The following is a 15,837-nucleotide window of genomic DNA, read 5'->3' on the forward strand; positions in this document are numbered from 1 at the left end:
GGTCGTATCTGCGCGGCTTTGAAGCGCAGGCGCCGCGCAAGCCGCCGCCTAACCGTGATCCGACAGCGGAAGGCTCCGGACCCGTTGCCGACTGGTGGCGAACAGCGCATTGGCAAGTGCGGGCGCGAGGGGCGGAATGCCGGGCTCTCCCACGCCGCCCAGTGGAGAGCCGATCTCGACGATGCTTACCGCAACCGAGGGCGCTTCCTCGATGCGCAGGAGCGGGTAGTCGTAGAAGTTGGACTGTTCGGCGCGGCCGTCGCGGATCGTGACTTTCTGTCTCAGCGCCGCCCCAAGCGCGTCAATCACGGCGCCCTGAATCTGCGTCTCCACCTGCCCGGGGTTAATGGCGTGCCCGCAGTCGATGGCCGCGTGAACCTGATCCACCTTTATGCCACCGTCTCCGACACGCGCCTCGACGACCTGGGCGACGTAGGAGCCGTAGCTCTCAACCACCGCCAGTCCACGGGCAATTCCATCGGGAGCCGGCTCGTTCCATCGCGACATCTCGGTGACCCGGTCGAGAACGGCGAGCATCCTCGTCTGGCCGGTGCAATGGCTTCTGCGGAACGCGAGCGGATCCCGACCTGCCGCGACGGCACATTCATCCATGAAGCTTTCGAAGAAGAAGCCGTTGAAGGAATGGGCGATCGAGCGCCAGGGACACAGCGGAATCGGGAGGTCGACTACGGCGTGCTCCACGACGAAGTTCGGAATGACATAGCGCATGTCCGACAAACCGCTGAGCGAGAACGGATCGAAGTTCGCGAGGTTGCCGGTCACTTGCGCAAGCCGCTCCGGATCGAAACCGTACGCGCGCCCCATCTGCGGTCCCGCGAGCCGGATCCGCATGGCGGTGATGCTGCCGGTATCGTCCAGGACCGCCCTGAAACGGCACATCATCGTCTGACGGTACTGGCCCTGTTGAACGTCGTCCTCGCGCGCCCAGAGCACCTTGACTGGCCGCCCGCCAACAGCGCGGCTTGCCAGGGCCGCCTGATGGGCAATCTCACCGTGAGTCTTCCTGCCGAAGCCACCGCCGAGATAGGTCGTGTTGATGAAGAGCCGTTCCGCCGGGACCTGCAGACCGCGCTCGAGCGTCATCCGGAGGACGTCGTGTCCCTGCGTGCCGATCCATAACTCCGTCCGTTCCTCGGTGGACTCGGCGGTACAGTTGATCGGCTCCATGCTTACATGGGTAAGAAGCGGCACCGAATACTCGGCCTCGACGATCCGTCCTTGACTTGACAGCGTCGCTGCGGCGTTGCCGCGCAAGGTCGTGATGGGAACATCGGTTCGGTCCAGCGCTTCGCGGAGCATCGAATTGATCTCGTCGGTAGAAAGCGTGTCCGCGGCGGTCTGCGTGAATGTGACGTTCAGCGCGTCGGCAGCTTGCTTGGCCTGCCACCAGGAGTTCGCGACAACCACCGCGCCTCGCGGTACGCGAACCACGGCGACCACGCCGGGCATGTCGGAAACGCTGCTCTCATCAATCGAATCCACATCAGCCGAGAAGACTGGGGCGAGCCTCACGGCGCCATACAGCATGCCGTCGCGCTGCACGTCGATCGAGTAGACGGCGCGGCCGGTAATTTTCGCCGGCGTGTCGAGGCGCGGCACCGCCCGCCCGGTCAGCGTTCGCTCGCTGTCCGGGCGAAATGTCGGATTCTCCGGCACGGGCAGCGCCATCGCGTCTTCAACCAGATCACCGAAGGGAATCCTTTGCCCAGCGCCGGCGTGGACGATGAAGCCGTTCTCGGACCGCAGCGTCGCGGAATCCACCCCCAGTCGCGCCGCCGCCGCTTGCGTCAGCATCTCTCGCGCCTGAGCGGCCGCACGGCGCAGGGGGGCATGCCAGTACCGAATGCCGAAAGAGCCCACGGAGCGCATCTGGCCGATGAATGGAATCCTGTAATCGGGAAGCGGCTGCTTCGGCATCTCCACGACGATGCTGGACCACTCAGCTCCGAGCTCCTCGGCGAGAATCTGGGTCTGACCGGTGTGGGTGCCCTGGCCCATTTCACAGGTGGGCAGCAGGAAGGTCACCCGGCCGTTCGTGTCGATACGGATGAAGGATTGCGGCATGCGCTGTGCGTCCGTCTGTTGGGCCAGCGCCTTCTCGAAGCGGAGCGGGATGACAAGAGCCGCGCCAACCACGGCTGAAGCGCCTGCCAGGAACGACCTGCGGGTAAACGCCAAATTGTGTTGCTTCATTTGTCTGCTTCCGCCTTGCGTCAATCTGATGGGATGTTGAGGGCGTCAGGTCATTTCCGAGGCGCGGTGTATGGCCGCCCTGATCCGCAGATAGGTCCCGCAGCGGCACAAATTGCCGCTCATGGCCTCGTCAATGTCCGTATCGGAGGGCTTCGGGTTTTGCGCGAGAAGGGCGGCCGCGCTCATGATCTGCCCGGATTGGCAATAGCCACATTGGGGCACGTCCAGTTCAACCCAGGCCTGCTGAACGGGATGAGAGCCGTCCTGCGACAGCCCCTCTATAGTGGTGACGGATCTGCCTTCGGCCTCAGAAAGTGGAACGACGCAGGAACGCACCGGCTCGCCGTCGATGTGCAGCGTACACGCACCGCACTGTGCGACACCGCAGCCGAACTTCGTGCCCGTCATCCCCAAGGTGTCCCGGACGACCCACAGCAATGGCGTAGACGGATCGTCGTCTATGGTGACTTCGCGGCCGTTCAGATTGAAATTCGTCATGCTAGCGCTCCCTTGTTTACCGCTACGCTGACGAAGTATTGTTGGCTTGGTATCCATTGGGAAGTAGGCACCGGATCGTTCGGTACTTACTGGCTGGAAAGTTATGGCGAACGAAGAGAACGGTCCGTTCACGGAAGATGAAATCGCCCGAGCTCAGTCCTACAAGGTGCGGGACTATCCCGAGGGCGTCGATCCGCAGATCGACGAGCTGGTAAAGGACCTCATCTCCGGCTTTGCGGACAAATGGACGATGATAATACTCGACGTGTTGTGGGAAGAAGGCACGTTGCGCTTCTCCGAGTTGGCCCGACACGTCACGGGGATCAGCCAGAAGATGCTGACACAGACGCTTCGACGCATGGAACGCGACGGCCTTGTTATTCGAACTCTTTACCCCTCGGTCCCGCCAAAGGTTGAGTATCGGCTGTCAAGCCTCGGGTTGAGCCTTGGAGCTGCCTTCTGCAATATTTGGGTTTGGGCAATCGAGAATCTCGAAAGCGTCAGGAACGCTAGGGAAGATTTCGACTCTAGAAAGTAGCCAGGGACTGATTCGCTGATCGTTTGAATTAGAGGACGATTCACCGATCAGGTTGATCCAACCTGATCGGATCGCGCTCTAGGCAGAAGCGGCGCGATCACTCCTGCCCGCTCAGGCTCGCCGTCTGCAGGCGGTCGCGATAGGCGGCCATGAAGCTTTCGAGCGCGCCGACGCCGGCGAGCTGCTCGGCAATCGGCATGGTGACGCTCGGCGCGCCGGCTTCCGCCGTCAGGATCCGGAAGGATTCGCCCAGCGGATCATCGGCCATCAGCGCTCCATAGCGAGCGGCGAGACCCTCCAGGCGCGCGCGGTCGCCGGCCAGCGACAGCGCCACGGCCCGGTTCAGGACAAGCTGGGCAACCGATCGGTCCCGCGCACCGGCCGTCCCCTGCCCCCCTTCGGCCATGTTCTCGCTTTTGGACAGAAGCTGCGCAAAGGCGTCGGCGGCCTCGGCCCATTCACGGAGGCGCCACAGCATGTCGGCCCGCAGCAGGGCGGCATCGTGACTCTCGTCGCCTTCCAGCTTGGCCAAGGCCTCGACGCCGCGGCCGGTCTCGAACAGGGCCTGCGCCTCGAGCCGTTGCCGTTCGCGAGTCAAGGACTCCGGCATCGCATTCACCGCGCTGGCGTCAAGCGCTGTCAGCGCGGCAGCCGGCTGGCGATGCAGCAGATGGATCGCGGCGAGCCGCGTGCCGGTGCGGGCCTTCTCCAGCCCTGACAGGCGAAACTTCACCTGCTCTTCGAGCAGCGCCGCCGCACGGCCGAGCAGATCGACGGCAACCAGGCGGTCCGCCAGGGCCGCGATCATCGCATCGCCCTCGGCTCCGCTCGGCGTCAGCTCGCGAAATTCCTGGAACAGCGCGACGGCCGACAAGGGCGACAGCCGGTCCGCGCCGCCGCCGAGGTAAAGCTGACGGAACGCCTCCGCCATCTCTTGCGTCACGGCGTCGACCCGCGGATGGTCGGGGAAGTTCGAGGCGGCCTGGCGCAGAATCGAAAGCCCGTCGCGCGGCTTGTCCTCGGTCAGGTAAAGCTGCCCGAGCCGACGCAGCACGGTGAACTCGAACGGGCCGCCCCGCCACATGAACCGCACCTGCTCGAGCCGGTCGATCGCCTCCGCCCGGGTGATCTCCCCGTGCTCCAGCATCATCTCCGTCAATTCCAGGACCGCGCGGGCGCGCGACGGCTGATGCGGGTTGTTGGCGAGGGCCTGCCAGACCTCGCGCGCCTCGACCGGGCGGCCCTCGACGGCGGCACGCCGGCCGTCGAGGAAGGCGATCTGGGCGAGTTGGTCGGCGTCCGGCGAATCCTCCCGCATCGCGTCGAGCGGCGCCAGGGCGCCGATCGGATCGCCGGCCTCGATCAGCGCCTCCGCGGCCAGGAGACGCAGCCGGAACCGGACTACCTTCGGGTAATCGTCGATGAGGCCCGCGGTCTTCTCGAAGGCCTGCGCAGCGGCACCCCAATTCCCGAGCGCGCCGGCCAGGGCGGCACGCCACAGCATCGCCTCCGGCTCGCCGTCGAGGGACTTGTTCGCGAGAATCCGATCGGCCTCCCGAGTGTCACCCATCAGCACGGCGCTGGCGCCGCTCAGCAGAAGCAGTTCCGGATCGCGCATGCGTCCAGGCGATTCCCGCCGGATCAGGTCCAGGACTCCGGCGGCTTCGGCGGCGAGTCCATGCGCGAAGAAGAACCGCGCCAGGTTCCGCCGCGCCAGATCCTGCCGGACGGCAGGGACCTCGATGACCGCGCGTTGCAATTCCTGCCGGGCAAGCGTGAAGGTCTCGGGTCCGTTGCGGCGCCAGGCCGGCAGATCGAACAGGCGCGGCCTGCGTAGCGCCCAGTAGTTTTGCTCCCGCGAGCGCTCAGCGACACTCTCCGGGACGCCCTCCGGGGCGCTTTCGGGGAGGCGGACCTGAAACCGCTCCGGGACCGGCCGGTGCGCCACCTCCTCCGGCCCACGGTCGGCGGCCGCATGGCGCGTCATCGCATTCGAGGCAAGAAGTCCCGTGGCACTGCCGATCGAGACACCTTCGGCGACCGACCGCACGATAAGGTCGTCGGCGCGCGGAACCACGGCAACGCCCTGAATAGTCGGCAGCAACTGAAACTCGGGCCAGTCCCGTCCCTCTGCCAGGCCGAGACCGGCGTCGGGCACAGGCACGACGGCGATCCGGTCGCCAACCTCCGGATCTTCGAGCCAGACCGCCTCGCCCGCCCCGCGAACCGGCAGCAGCAGCCGCACGCCTTCGGACGGCCGACTCTCGACCCGCTGCGCGATCAGCCGGTCGGGACCTCGGACCCGCGAACGGAAATCCACGATCCAGTGCGTCCCGTCGCGGCTCAGGCGCGGCGCCGCATCCGCACCGGTCGTGAACAGCAGCACCGCGGCAGAGCCGCTGGCCCGCTGCACGACTCGGCCAAGGAAAGGATGGTTCGCCGCCGTCACCTCGCGAAGATCGAATCGCGTCGGCTGATCGAACACCAGCCAGTACGAGCCGGCGCGGCGGAACGCGGCGGCAGACACCGGCGTCGGCCAGGCGAAGCGGAGAATCACGCCGTCCGCATCGGTCGTCACCCGGACCGAGACCTTGTCTGTGGCCTCCCCCATATCTACGGCCGCGGGTGGAGAGGTCGCGGCGCTGGTTGCCGCAGCGGGTGTCGGCCGGGGAGTCGGCTGGGGTGCCGGCTGGGGAGTCACCGGGATCAACGGCGTGGGCGCTCCGGTGGGTGTCAGCGGCGTGGATGCCGGTGATGTGGGCGTCGGTGGCGTTGGTGCCGGCGGAGTTGCCGGCGGCGGGGAGATCGTCGCCGGCGGCTCGCCGGCGGGGTCGAGAAGATCGAGGACGATCTTCATGCCGTGCCGGAAGTTGCGCAGGCGGACGCCCGGCGCAACGGTAAGCCGCACCGCGGTCACGTCGCCCTCGGGCAGGATCTCGATGGCGCGCAGACGGGTGGGCTGATCCTTATGGACCTTCCGCAGATCGAGGCTGCGCGGCCGCTGAAACCGCAGAACGGCCGTGTCGCCGCTGTGGGTCAGGTTATAGGCGACGGGCGCCGTCCAGTCGAAGACGAGCCGGCTGAATCCCGGATGCTCGCCCACTCGAACGGGAATAGCCGGGCCGGCCGCGAACGGCGGGTCGGTAGCGACAGTCCGTCCTTCGGCCGTCGTTTCTCCGGTCTTGGGGGCGATGAGACCTTCGGTCTTGGGGGCGATGAGACCTTCGGTCTTGGGGGCGATGAGATCGAGAGCGATTCTGATGCCATCGGTGAAATGGTCGAGCCCGTAGTCTCCAGCCAGCCGAAGCGTTACGCGGCGCCCGTTCTCCGCCACGTCCGCCGCGCGGATATAATCGCGAAGCTCCGCCAGCGCCGGGTCGAGCGTCAGCACGGCCGGTCGAGCGAAAACGAGGATCACCGAGTCACCCTCGAGGCGGACGGAATAGCGTATCGGCGCAGGCCATTCGAACACCAGCCGACCGATTCCGTCGTGGGACCGGCCCCACACCGTCACGGTCTCGGGCGCCGGTTCGGCAACGGCCGGATCCGCGAGAACCGTGGCCGTCCAGATCGAGGCCGCCGCAGCCGCCGTGGCGACGGCGAGGAGGAATGCCGCGGGCCAACCGGTGCGCCGCGTCATGAGCCCGCCTCCGCCGCCTCATGAATGACGATATCGACACGGCGCGCGAGCACATTCCGCCGCAATTCCTCCAGCCGCGGCGACAACAACTCGAAGCGCGACGCGCCATAGCCGCGAACGGTCATGGGCCGTGAATAGCCGGCGCGCTGCAGCGCGGCCGACACGGCTTGCGCGCGCAGCAGCGACAGTTCCCAGTTTGACGCATAGCGCCGACGGTCGGGCGGGTTCGGATCGGTATGACCTTCGATTTCGATCCGGTTCGGCAGGTTGCGGAGAATGCCGCCGAGCGCGAAGAGGGGGGCGTCGGCCTGGTCGATCGGCGTCGCGCCGTTCGGCTTGAACAGCAGGCCATCGGGCAGAGAGATGACGATGCGATCGTCATGGCGACGCAGAATCGCATCCGCGAGCCGTGGCTCCGCCGCCAGCTGGCCGGTCAGAAGCGTCGCCAGATAATCGAGATCGCGGCCATGATCGATCTCGGCCAGGGCGATGTTTCGCGCGGCCGCCGCGCGCGGCGGTCCATGCTCCGCCTCGATCCGATCCGGCGAGGGGATTCCTGCGAACTGTCGCCACTTCGCCTCGTCCAGCGTCGACATCGAGAACAGCATGACAAAGAAAGCGAGCATCAGCGCCACAAGGTCGGTGAAGGTAATCAGCCACACGCCCGAGCGCCGGCGCGGCGCCGGCGAAAAGGCAAGCCATGGGGCGGCCTCCAGCAGGCTCATGGCCCACCGACCAGCGCGTCGAAGAGGGTGGCCGCCCCGTCACGCTCGCGCAGATGAATCATGATCTCGATGCGGTCGATCTCGCCGTGCCGGCTGCCGACGGACAGGCTGCTCGCCGGCACGCCGGCCATGGTCATGGCCTCGGCAAGGGCGTCGGCACGCGCCAGGAGGAGTTCGGGCGGCAGGCCGTCGGGCTGGAGAACGTCGATCTCGTAACGATAGGCGGCCGGCCGGTGATCGAGTGCCGCGACGAGCCGCTCGAACAGCGATCTCTGCATCGGGTTCAACCGCGCCTCGCCCGCCCCGAAGAAGGCCTCCGCCGGCAGGTCGAGGCGCATCGCGCGCCCCGGCTCGGTCCGCGCGACCCGGGTCAGGGGAATCTCCGTCCGGACGAGATCGCCGACCGCCTCCTGCAGCCTCTGCAGGACAAGAAACTCAGAGCGTTCGACCGCGGTCCGCGCGGCGGGTTCGGCGAGCGGGCTGGCAAAGGCCGATTGCAGGCTGTCGATGACCAGACGGCTGCGATCGCCTTCGAAGCTGGACAGCGCGGTCAGCAGGGCGAAGAAGGCCAGCAGCAGGAGCTGCAGGCTCAGCAGTGTCGCGTGCGTGACGTTCCCGTGGCGGCGGGCGCTCTGCCCGTTGAAGTGCTGCCCGGTGAAATCATGTTTCGCAAGGTCGCCCATAGCGGCGCCCAAGGCATCAATCGAAGCTCGCAAGCAGGGCGTCGATATCCTCCTGCTTCGTCGCCTCGTCGGGAAGTTGTGGGCCGTTCAGCAGGTTGCCGTCTTTCGAAGGCTTCTCGGCGGCCTTCGCGACCTGCCTCGCCTTGCGCTGCTCCTCAAGCTCCTCGCCGAAGGCGCTCAGAAGTGCGTCGACCTTGGTTTCGATATGCTGGAGCGCCTTGACGATCTTGGTGATGCGCTGTCCGGTGATATCCTGGAAATTGCAGGCCTCATAGACGCGCGTCACGGCATCGGTGACCGGTGCTGCCACCTCCGGCGTCATGCTGCCGGTTGCGCCCTCGATCGTCTCGACGGCCTCGAGAATCGCATTGGTCGCCTGCTCCGTCGCGCCGACAATCGCCTCGAGCTCGTCGGTCGCGGTCGGCAGGTGCTCGTCGCGGATGTCGTCGGGCCGCAGCGCCGCGATCTCCTCCTTCGCATCGGCGATGTAACGCGCCAGCGATTCGAGTTCCGCATAGAGCTTGAGGTTGACTGTGGAGAGGTCTCCCTCCATCGACGCCATGACGGATTCCACGACCTCGACGATCGCGGCCATCTCCACGCTGTTGCCTTTCCGCTTCTGCAGGCTTTCCAGGCGCTTCGCCAGATCGGAACTCGTGACAGGCAGGCTCACGGTCACACCCTTAGAAGTTGCCGATGATCGAGCTGAGCTTCTGCTTCAAGGTCGCGGCATTGAACGGCTTCACGATGTAGTTGCTGACCCCCGCCTCCTTCGCCGCAATCACGTTCTCGGTCTTGCTCTCGGCCGTGATCATAATGAAGGGCAGCTCCTTGAGCCGGGTATCGGCCCGCACCTCGCGCAGCAGCTGCAGGCCGGTCATCGGCTCCATGTTCCAGTCGGAAATGACGAGCCCATAGCCCTTGTCGCGCAGCTTGTGCAGAGCGGTGCTGCCGTCGGTCGCCTCGTCGACATTATTGAATCCCAGCTGCTTCAGCAGGTTGCGAATAATGCGAAGCATCGTCTTGTAATCATCGACGATCAGGATGGGCATGTTCATGTCGACGGACATTAATTCCTTCCTCCAGGCAGAGCGCGAAACCACCGGCCAGCCGCCAGATGCCGGCCAGACTATTCGGCCAGTGGTTAAGCTGCCGTTAAGTAGCTGAAATACCGAGAAGCTTAGGGACTTATCTCGAGAACGGCTATTACAGCGCCTCAGCTAGGCTCTGTTAGCTCTTGAGTGCTCTATCCATCCGGGGCCTAAGCGGTCCGCTGTGCGCGGCACCAGCTGCGCGACTGCGCTCACCCATCCGCGACCCTGCCATCGGCAAGCGGTGAGCGGTTACTGCAGAGAGATCAGGCCGATGGCCGCGCCAGCACAGATGAGGTCCGCCACTTGTGATCGGGTGAGGCGTCCGCGGAGCACGGTCCCACCGAGCAGGACGGGAATGGCCGGGTACAGGGCGGTGAGCACGATGACGATGGAGAGCACCTGGTGGCGGATCGCCAGGGTGAACAGCACGGACCGGATACCGAGTTGTGCCACAACCGGAAATCCAAGCACCCCAGTTCAAGTCGCCGGCCAACTCCGCTAAACTTCTGTGGCGAACGGGTGTGAACACCACAACACAAACCCGCGGTTCCAGCCCGGAGGTTCGGAGTCGACACTCATTAGCTTGCAGCGCTCCGGCGAACGGGAGTTGAGTATCATGGCTTTCGGGAGGCACGGTGAAATGGCTGATCAATGGCTATTCAAGAGCGAGACCTATGATAACTGCAATTGCGCCATGAATTGTGGATGCCAGTTCAACTTACCGAGTACCCACGGCTATTGTCAGTCGGCCTTCGTCGGCAACATTGTTGAAGGCTACTTCAACGATACGCCGATCGCAGGCCTGAACTGGGCGGCGCTGTACAAGTGGCCCGGCGAAATCAAGGACGGAAACGGCCAGCGCCAGATCGTTATCGACGAGCGTGCGGATGAAGCTCAACGGATCGGGCTTAAAACGATCATCTCAGGCGGGGCATGCGAACCATTGAGCAATCTTTTCTCCGTATTCGCGTCCACATGCTCGGAATCTTGCGAGACATTGTTCTTGCCGATTCATCTTGAAGCGGACTTGGAACTCAGAACCGCAAGAGTAGAGATACCCGGCGTCATGCGGAGCAGCGGCAGGCCGATGATCAACGAGTTCAATGGTGAACCGTTCCACATTGCGCTGGCACGCCGCCGTGGCAGTTTCGAGTTTACCTACGCGGAAATCGGACTAGGTACGACCTCGGTGACGGGTGCCATTGAGATGGCATACGAAGATTCATGGGCGCATTATTGTGTTCACCACTTCAATCAGGATGGCTTGGTCCGAGAAGGATCAAGGCTCACGGCATGGCTTGGGAGCATGAGTCCGCGTTCCAGTGAATGACGGCGACGGGTCATTCGCGTCGGTTTCGTTATATCCGCTGCGTGTCCAGTTAGCGGGCGGTTCCCGAAATGCTGGTTCGTTGTTGCTGGCGTCCTCTTAGTCATGACTCAAGCTTGCAAACTGGAGCCTCGAACATGCGGTATGAACTCAGCGACCGTGAGTGGGGCGTCATCAAGCCAGTGCTCTCGAACAAGCCGCGCGGCATTCCCCCTGTGCCGACAGGCGCGTTCTCAACGGCATCTTCTGGGTACTGCGGTCAGGCGCCGTGGCGCGATCTACCAGAGAGCCGTGGACTTCCGACCACTTGCTACAATCGCTTCGTTCGATAGCGGCGGGCTGGCGTTTGGGACCGGATCATGGAGGCGCTGACCGCTGCTCATGATGCGGCAGTGCAGATGATCGATACGTCTGTCGTGCGCGTGCACCAGCACGGGGCCTGCATGGCGGGGAATAGGAAGCAACACATGGGCCGTTCGCGAGGCGGACTGACCAGCAAAGTTCACGCCATAGTTGACGCCAACGGACTACCCGTGCGCCTCGGCCTCACTCCCGGCAAGACTCATGACAATCGGCTCTGTCCGGCCAACCCAACACGATCAGCTACGCTCCATGGGAAAGCTCAGCACAAGCCGGGCTCCAGGAGCGTCGGACCACTCTGTCTCGGCATGAATTTGCCGAGCCAGCATGCCAATCAGCCGCATCCCCATGCCGTCCCCCTGCGCTCCGGAGGTCGTGTTGAGGCCTATACCGTTGTCCGCCAGTTCCAGCCGCGCGCGACCGGGCGGCTGTGCCTCCAAAACGATCCGGATGATGCCTGATCCCATTGGGAAGGCATATTTGAGGCTGTTGGTGAGGAACTCGTTCGCGATCAATCCGATCGAAATGGCGCGGTCATGGTCAACCGCCACGTCCGCCAGAGCGAACTCCAGCCCAATACCGTCGTCTGCTCCGACGTCATGCATTCGAAGGCGTGCGCGGCACAGCTCGCGCAGATAGTTCGCCAGGTCGACCCGCCCGACTTGCCCGCGCTTGAACAGCTGCTCATGAACCAGGCGCAGGGCATTCACCCGCTCGCGTGCGCGCTCCAGCCGCGCCCGAGTTTCCAAGCCTTCGCTTTGCCGCGCTTCCAGTGTCAGGAAGCCCATGATGACCTGCAGGTCGTTCTTGACCCGGTGCTGCAGTTCGCGCAGCAAGATTTCTCGCTCGTGGGCAAGCGTTTCCAAAAGAGCGCTGGCGCGCTGGCGTTCGACCGCGGCGGCGAGCAGGTTGGCGTAGGTCTGTAGGAAATTAATGTCATCAGCCGTGAAGCGCCGATCCTCCGGGCTGTCCACCTCGAGAGCGCCGAATGCTTTGCCCTCGCCAGGGATCAGAACATTGACAGAGCTCTGCATGCCCGATCGGCGCACGATCGCCGAGATCTCGAACCGCGTTTCCGTCGGAATGTGGGAGATAACCGGTTCGCCCGCCTTCAAGGCGTAACCCGCCGCGGATTTCACGTCGGCTGGAACCCTGGTCATGCCTGCGACGCCTAACTCCGGTGGCAGCCCTACAGCGGCTCGTAGGAGTAACTCCTGCCCACCGGGGAGCGCCTCGAGGACCTTGGAGATCGAGGCATCGAGTCCCCGCGCCACCAGTACGCAGGCTTGCTGCAATATCGCATCCAAGTCTGTGCTGCGTAGCGCATAGCCGCCAAACTCGGCGAGCGCTGCCTGGCGTGCCTCCCAGGCGTTGCGAACGGCACTCTCGGGATGTGTGTCCGGGCACATGAACAGAGAACGGCTGAGATGCCAGTTTGCTCCATCGACGTCCCAGAACCACTCAAGGTGCTGCGGCCGATCAGAGCTTCCCGATTGCCTTTTTCTCTGTGTGTCTGTCTGCAACGCGCCCGCTGCACGGGGCGGCAGCGACCAGCCAGCAGCGCCTGACCACGCTTCAGCTTTGGCTCTTCGGCGACCTCGCTGACGAGCTGCTCATTCGCCGGCAGTCGAGCCTACGGTGGACGCTTTGCGGCTGAAGGTTTCTGCGCCCCGCTCGGGCCGACGCAGGCTGTGGGCAAGCTTTGCCAGGCACTCTTAACGCCGATGGTTATTTCGGTATCGGAAGCTGCTGTTCCTGGGCCATTTGGAAGGTCACTTCCTTCGCCTTGCCGGGATCCATCTCGGCGAGGATCGGCGCCACCTTCCGCTCGCTCATGCGTCCGACCACCTCGAGCAGCACGTCCATCTCGAGCTGTTCGAAGATCTGGGCCGCATCCCTGGGCTTCATGTTCTCGTAGATCTTTACGAGACTCTTGAACTTCTTTTCTTCCTCGGCGTCGTGCCGTTCAACCAGGCCCTCGATCGTCGCTTGAAGAACCTTCAGCTCCTCGAGCTTCCGATCCATCCGCTGCTCCGTGGCGGCCAGCAGCGCCGCCCGCTGCTGCAGCTCCCGGTCGCGCACCTCCAACTCTTCGCGCCGCTGGGAGAGCGCTTGAAGAACCTCGATCTCCTCGTCGGTGTAGGAGAACGGGTCGAAGCGCTCGTCCACCGCGGCCGACTGGTTCGAACCGGGTTCGCCGGCCTGGACCGCGCCGGCTTCAGGGACGTTCGCCGGGGCCGACGGAGTCTGGGACGCTGTCTGGGCGGCCGTGCTGCTGCCGGCCACGACCGAGAGCTCGTACCACAGGTCGCCGACCCGAACGGTGAGAAGCAGCGCACCAACGAACAGCACCGCTGGCAGCAGGCGGGGACGAAACGGCATGATCGAGCCTCTCTCCTACATCAATGGGCAGCACGCCGCCTCAGCGAATCGAGGCGAGGGCCTCCAGCAGCTCCCGCTCCTCGTTGGACATCGGTCCGCCTTCGGCCTTCTCGGCAGGCCGCTGCGGAGCGCGCCTCGCGGAAGCCTCCGGCGGCCGATCCTTGGACAGCCTGTCCTTGGGTGAGGCAGGCGGGGCTGCCGCAGGCCGCTGGCCACCGTTGCGCGCCCGCGAGATCGACGCCTCGAGCTGATCGGCAAGGCCGGTCGCCTTGTCGACCATGAAGGCCAGATCCTCGCGCAGGCCGCGGCTGCGGTCGACCGTCGCCTGCAGCTCCTGCCCCTCCGCCGCGGCGGCGGCCTTGACGTTCGCAAGGCTCCGATCCGCCTGCTCGGTCGCCTGGGTGAAGCGGGCGATCAGCGTCTCGAACTCCTGACGGGAGTCGCGCAGCTGCCCGAGCCGCTTATGGAGACGCGCGACATAGATAAGCGTCACCAGCAACAGGACGGCGAGAAGACCGTCGACGACAAGGCTCCACTCCATACCACCCTCCCCTTCAGTGGTGGTTCCAACGCTGGGTTCCCAAGCGTTGCGATCAGACTACTAGCGCATCAGCCGGTCGGAGACGCGAACCGCGATCAAGCCGCTCTTCCGGCCCATCTGCCCCTTCAACATCTCGATGTCGCCGCAGCGGAGGGCAATCGGAGAGGTCGGCTTGCAATTCAGCTCGATGTGGGTGCCGACCTTCCAGTCCAGTACGTCCCCCAGCGACAGGTCGAACTCGTCGAGCACCGCGTCGATCTTCACTTCCGTCTGCCAGAGCTCGCCCGTCAGATGGGTCTCCCAGATCGAGTCGCGGCCGAACTTCTCGCCCATGAACATCTGCAGCAGCAGCTCGCGCACCGGTTCCAGCGTCGCATAGGGCAGCAGCAGCTCGAGCCGGCCGCCGCGGTCCTCCATATCGACCCGAAGGCGCGCGAGGACCGCCGCATTGGCGTGGCGCGCGATGGTCGCGAAGCGCGGGTTGGTCTCCAGCCGCTCGAAGTGGAAGGTCACCGGCGAGAGCGGATCGAACGTCGCCGACAGGTCGTTGAGCACGACGCTGATCATGCGCTCGACCAAGTTCCGCTCGATGGTCGTGTAGGGCCGTCCCTCGATCCGCATCGCCGCGGTGCCGCGGCGGCCGCCGAGGAGAACATCGACGATCGAGTAGGTCAGCGCGCTGTCGACCGTGAGCAGCCCGAAATTGTCCCATTCATCGGCCTTGAAGACCCCGAGCATCGCCGGCAGCGGAATCGAGTTCAGATAATCGCCGAAGCGGATCGAGGTGATGCTGTCGAGCGACACCTCGACATTGTCGGAAGTGAAGTTGCGCAGGCTCGTCGACATCATGCGGACCAAGCGGTCGAAGACCACCTCGAGCATCGGCAGGCGCTCGTAGGAAACGAGGGCGCTGTTGATGATGGCCTGGATGCCGGACCGATCGTCGTCGCCGTCCGCGCCGTCCTTGAGGCCGAGCAGGCTGTCGATCTCGTCTTGGTCGAGAATGCGCGTGGAGCCGGCGGAGGGGCCGGCGGAAAGGCCGCCGGTTTCGCCATCGGAACCCGGCCCATCGGAACCCGGCTCGTCGGCCGCCATTGCCTCCCATTCGGCGGCGGCCCGCTCCTCTTCGCTCAGATCCTGGTTGTCGGAAGACTCCGTCATTGCCGTACCGCTATTGAACGAGCATTTCCTTGAACAGCACGTCCCGGATCACGACCGGTTCCGCCGCCGCGTTGACCCGGAGCAGCAGCTCCTCCCGCAGCCGATAGAGGCCGGCGGAGCCCCGCAGGTCTTCGATGCGCAACTCGCGAAGATAGACCTGAAAGCTGTCGACGATCCGCGGCAGCACTCTCTCGATATGATGGACGGACTGGGCGTCCGTGAGCTCCAGGCTGACCCTGAGCTTCAGGTAGTTCGGCCTTTTCCCGCCCGAATTCAGATTCACCAGCAGTTCCGGGAGCTCATAAAAGACGCTCGGGCCGGACCGCACCTCCTCGCTCGACGCGGCGCCGCCACGCAGCAGGTCGTCGGCCAGGCCGGTAACCTGCAGAGTGACGCCCCCGCCAATCAGGAGCAACAAGGGCAGCAGGATGAAAAGCACGAGTCGCTTGCCGGACAGGCCAGAGTCACGCGGCCTTGTTTCAATCTCGACATCCTCGCCAGCAGCGTCCGTCGCCTGCGTCGACATTTCTTGCCTTTTCCATGAGTAAGGGCGGTGTCGGCCGCCCCATTCCCTGAGGGAACACCGAGCCTAGCGAGCGTTGGTTAAGATCTCATTGAAGCAGCCGACAACTGCGCCGATCCGGAACCCTCGGCGTCGCCGGCCCATGATTCGC

15 protein-coding genes and 1 pseudogene are annotated in these 15,837 nt (G+C 64.7%); 3 read left to right on the forward strand and 13 right to left on the reverse strand.

Features of this window, described 5'->3' with window-relative positions:
* Positions 1-48: 48 nt before the first annotated feature.
* Both DT069_RS07925 and DT069_RS07930 read right to left on the reverse strand, forming a co-directional pair.
* Complete coding sequence (locus tag DT069_RS07925; RefSeq protein WP_119459769.1) at positions 49-2,214, reverse strand: xanthine dehydrogenase family protein molybdopterin-binding subunit; 2,166 nt, start codon at positions 2,212-2,214, stop codon at positions 49-51.
* A gap of 45 nt (positions 2,215-2,259) precedes the next feature.
* Positions 2,260-2,712 (reverse strand): (2Fe-2S)-binding protein, encoded by a 453-nt coding sequence (locus DT069_RS07930; protein ID WP_119459770.1) that lies wholly within the window; start codon positions 2,710-2,712, stop codon positions 2,260-2,262.
* A gap of 103 nt (positions 2,713-2,815) precedes the next feature.
* Between DT069_RS07930 and DT069_RS07935 the strand changes: the two genes are divergently transcribed.
* Positions 2,816-3,250, forward strand: a complete 435-nt coding sequence (locus DT069_RS07935) for a winged helix-turn-helix transcriptional regulator (protein ID WP_119459771.1) — start codon at positions 2,816-2,818, stop codon at positions 3,248-3,250.
* Positions 3,251-3,347: 97 nt separating this feature from the next.
* On the opposite strand, the gene DT069_RS07940 is transcribed toward DT069_RS07935, so the two are convergent.
* The 6 genes from DT069_RS07940 to DT069_RS07965 form a co-directional block, all read right to left on the reverse strand.
* Positions 3,348-6,890: a hypothetical protein gene (locus DT069_RS07940; protein ID WP_119459772.1), complete on the reverse strand. Its 3,543-nt coding sequence runs from the start codon at positions 6,888-6,890 to the stop codon at positions 3,348-3,350.
* Complete coding sequence (locus DT069_RS07945; protein ID WP_119459773.1) at positions 6,887-7,615, reverse strand: OmpA/MotB family protein; 729 nt, start codon at positions 7,613-7,615, stop codon at positions 6,887-6,889. The genes DT069_RS07940 and DT069_RS07945 overlap by 4 nt, the downstream gene beginning before the upstream one ends.
* Positions 7,612-8,298: a hypothetical protein gene (locus DT069_RS07950; RefSeq protein WP_119459774.1), complete on the reverse strand. Its 687-nt coding sequence runs from the start codon at positions 8,296-8,298 to the stop codon at positions 7,612-7,614. The genes DT069_RS07945 and DT069_RS07950 overlap by 4 nt, the downstream gene beginning before the upstream one ends.
* Positions 8,299-8,314: 16 nt before the next feature.
* Positions 8,315-8,971: a protein phosphatase CheZ gene (locus DT069_RS07955; RefSeq protein ID WP_425450097.1), complete on the reverse strand. Its 657-nt coding sequence runs from the start codon at positions 8,969-8,971 to the stop codon at positions 8,315-8,317.
* A gap of 10 nt (positions 8,972-8,981) precedes the next feature.
* On the reverse strand, positions 8,982-9,368 hold the full coding sequence (locus tag DT069_RS07960; protein ID WP_119459775.1) for a response regulator: 387 nt from the start codon (positions 9,366-9,368) through the stop codon (positions 8,982-8,984).
* A gap of 273 nt (positions 9,369-9,641) precedes the next feature.
* Positions 9,642-9,845, reverse strand: a complete 204-nt coding sequence (locus DT069_RS07965) for a hypothetical protein (protein ID WP_119459776.1) — start codon at positions 9,843-9,845, stop codon at positions 9,642-9,644.
* A 187-nt stretch (positions 9,846-10,032) separates the two neighbouring features.
* Here DT069_RS07965 and DT069_RS07970 point away from each other — a divergent pair, with 187 nt between their 5' ends.
* Both DT069_RS07970 and DT069_RS07975 read left to right on the forward strand, forming a co-directional pair.
* Positions 10,033-10,722 carry a DUF1326 domain-containing protein gene (locus DT069_RS07970; protein WP_119460118.1) on the forward strand — a complete coding sequence of 230 codons (690 nt, stop codon included), beginning with the start codon at positions 10,033-10,035 and terminating at the stop codon, positions 10,720-10,722.
* Positions 10,723-10,856: 134 nt separating this feature from the next.
* Positions 10,857-11,288 (forward strand): annotated as a pseudogene (locus DT069_RS07975) (IS5 family transposase); the annotation flags it as partial.
* A 30-nt stretch (positions 11,289-11,318) separates the two neighbouring features.
* On the opposite strand, the gene DT069_RS07980 reads toward DT069_RS07975, so the two are convergent.
* The 5 genes from DT069_RS07980 to DT069_RS08000 all read right to left on the reverse strand — a co-directional run bounded on the left by DT069_RS07980 (position 11,319) and on the right by DT069_RS08000 (position 15,689).
* Entirely contained in the window at positions 11,319-12,602 is a 1,284-nt protein-coding gene (locus DT069_RS07980) for a sensor histidine kinase (protein WP_162913051.1), read from the reverse strand.
* Between the two features lie 205 nt (positions 12,603-12,807).
* Entirely contained in the window at positions 12,808-13,461 is a 654-nt protein-coding gene (locus DT069_RS07985) for a MotE family protein (protein ID WP_119459778.1), read from the reverse strand.
* A gap of 40 nt (positions 13,462-13,501) precedes the next feature.
* Positions 13,502-14,002: a DUF6468 domain-containing protein gene (locus tag DT069_RS07990; protein ID WP_119459779.1), complete on the reverse strand. Its 501-nt coding sequence runs from the start codon at positions 14,000-14,002 to the stop codon at positions 13,502-13,504.
* A gap of 60 nt (positions 14,003-14,062) precedes the next feature.
* Positions 14,063-15,163, reverse strand: coding sequence for a flagellar motor switch protein FliM (gene fliM / locus DT069_RS07995; RefSeq protein ID WP_119459780.1), 1,101 nt, complete (start codon positions 15,161-15,163; stop codon positions 14,063-14,065).
* Positions 15,164-15,173: 10 nt separating this feature from the next.
* The gene (locus tag DT069_RS08000) at positions 15,174-15,689 is read right to left on the reverse strand and encodes a flagellar basal body-associated FliL family protein (protein ID WP_119459781.1); all 516 of its coding nucleotides are present in this window, start codon (positions 15,687-15,689) and stop codon (positions 15,174-15,176) included.
* Positions 15,690-15,837: the final 148 nt, after the last annotated feature.

The organism is Virgifigura deserti, from assembly GCA_003576685.1.
GTDB lineage: Bacteria > Pseudomonadota > Alphaproteobacteria > Dongiales > Dongiaceae > Virgifigura > Virgifigura deserti.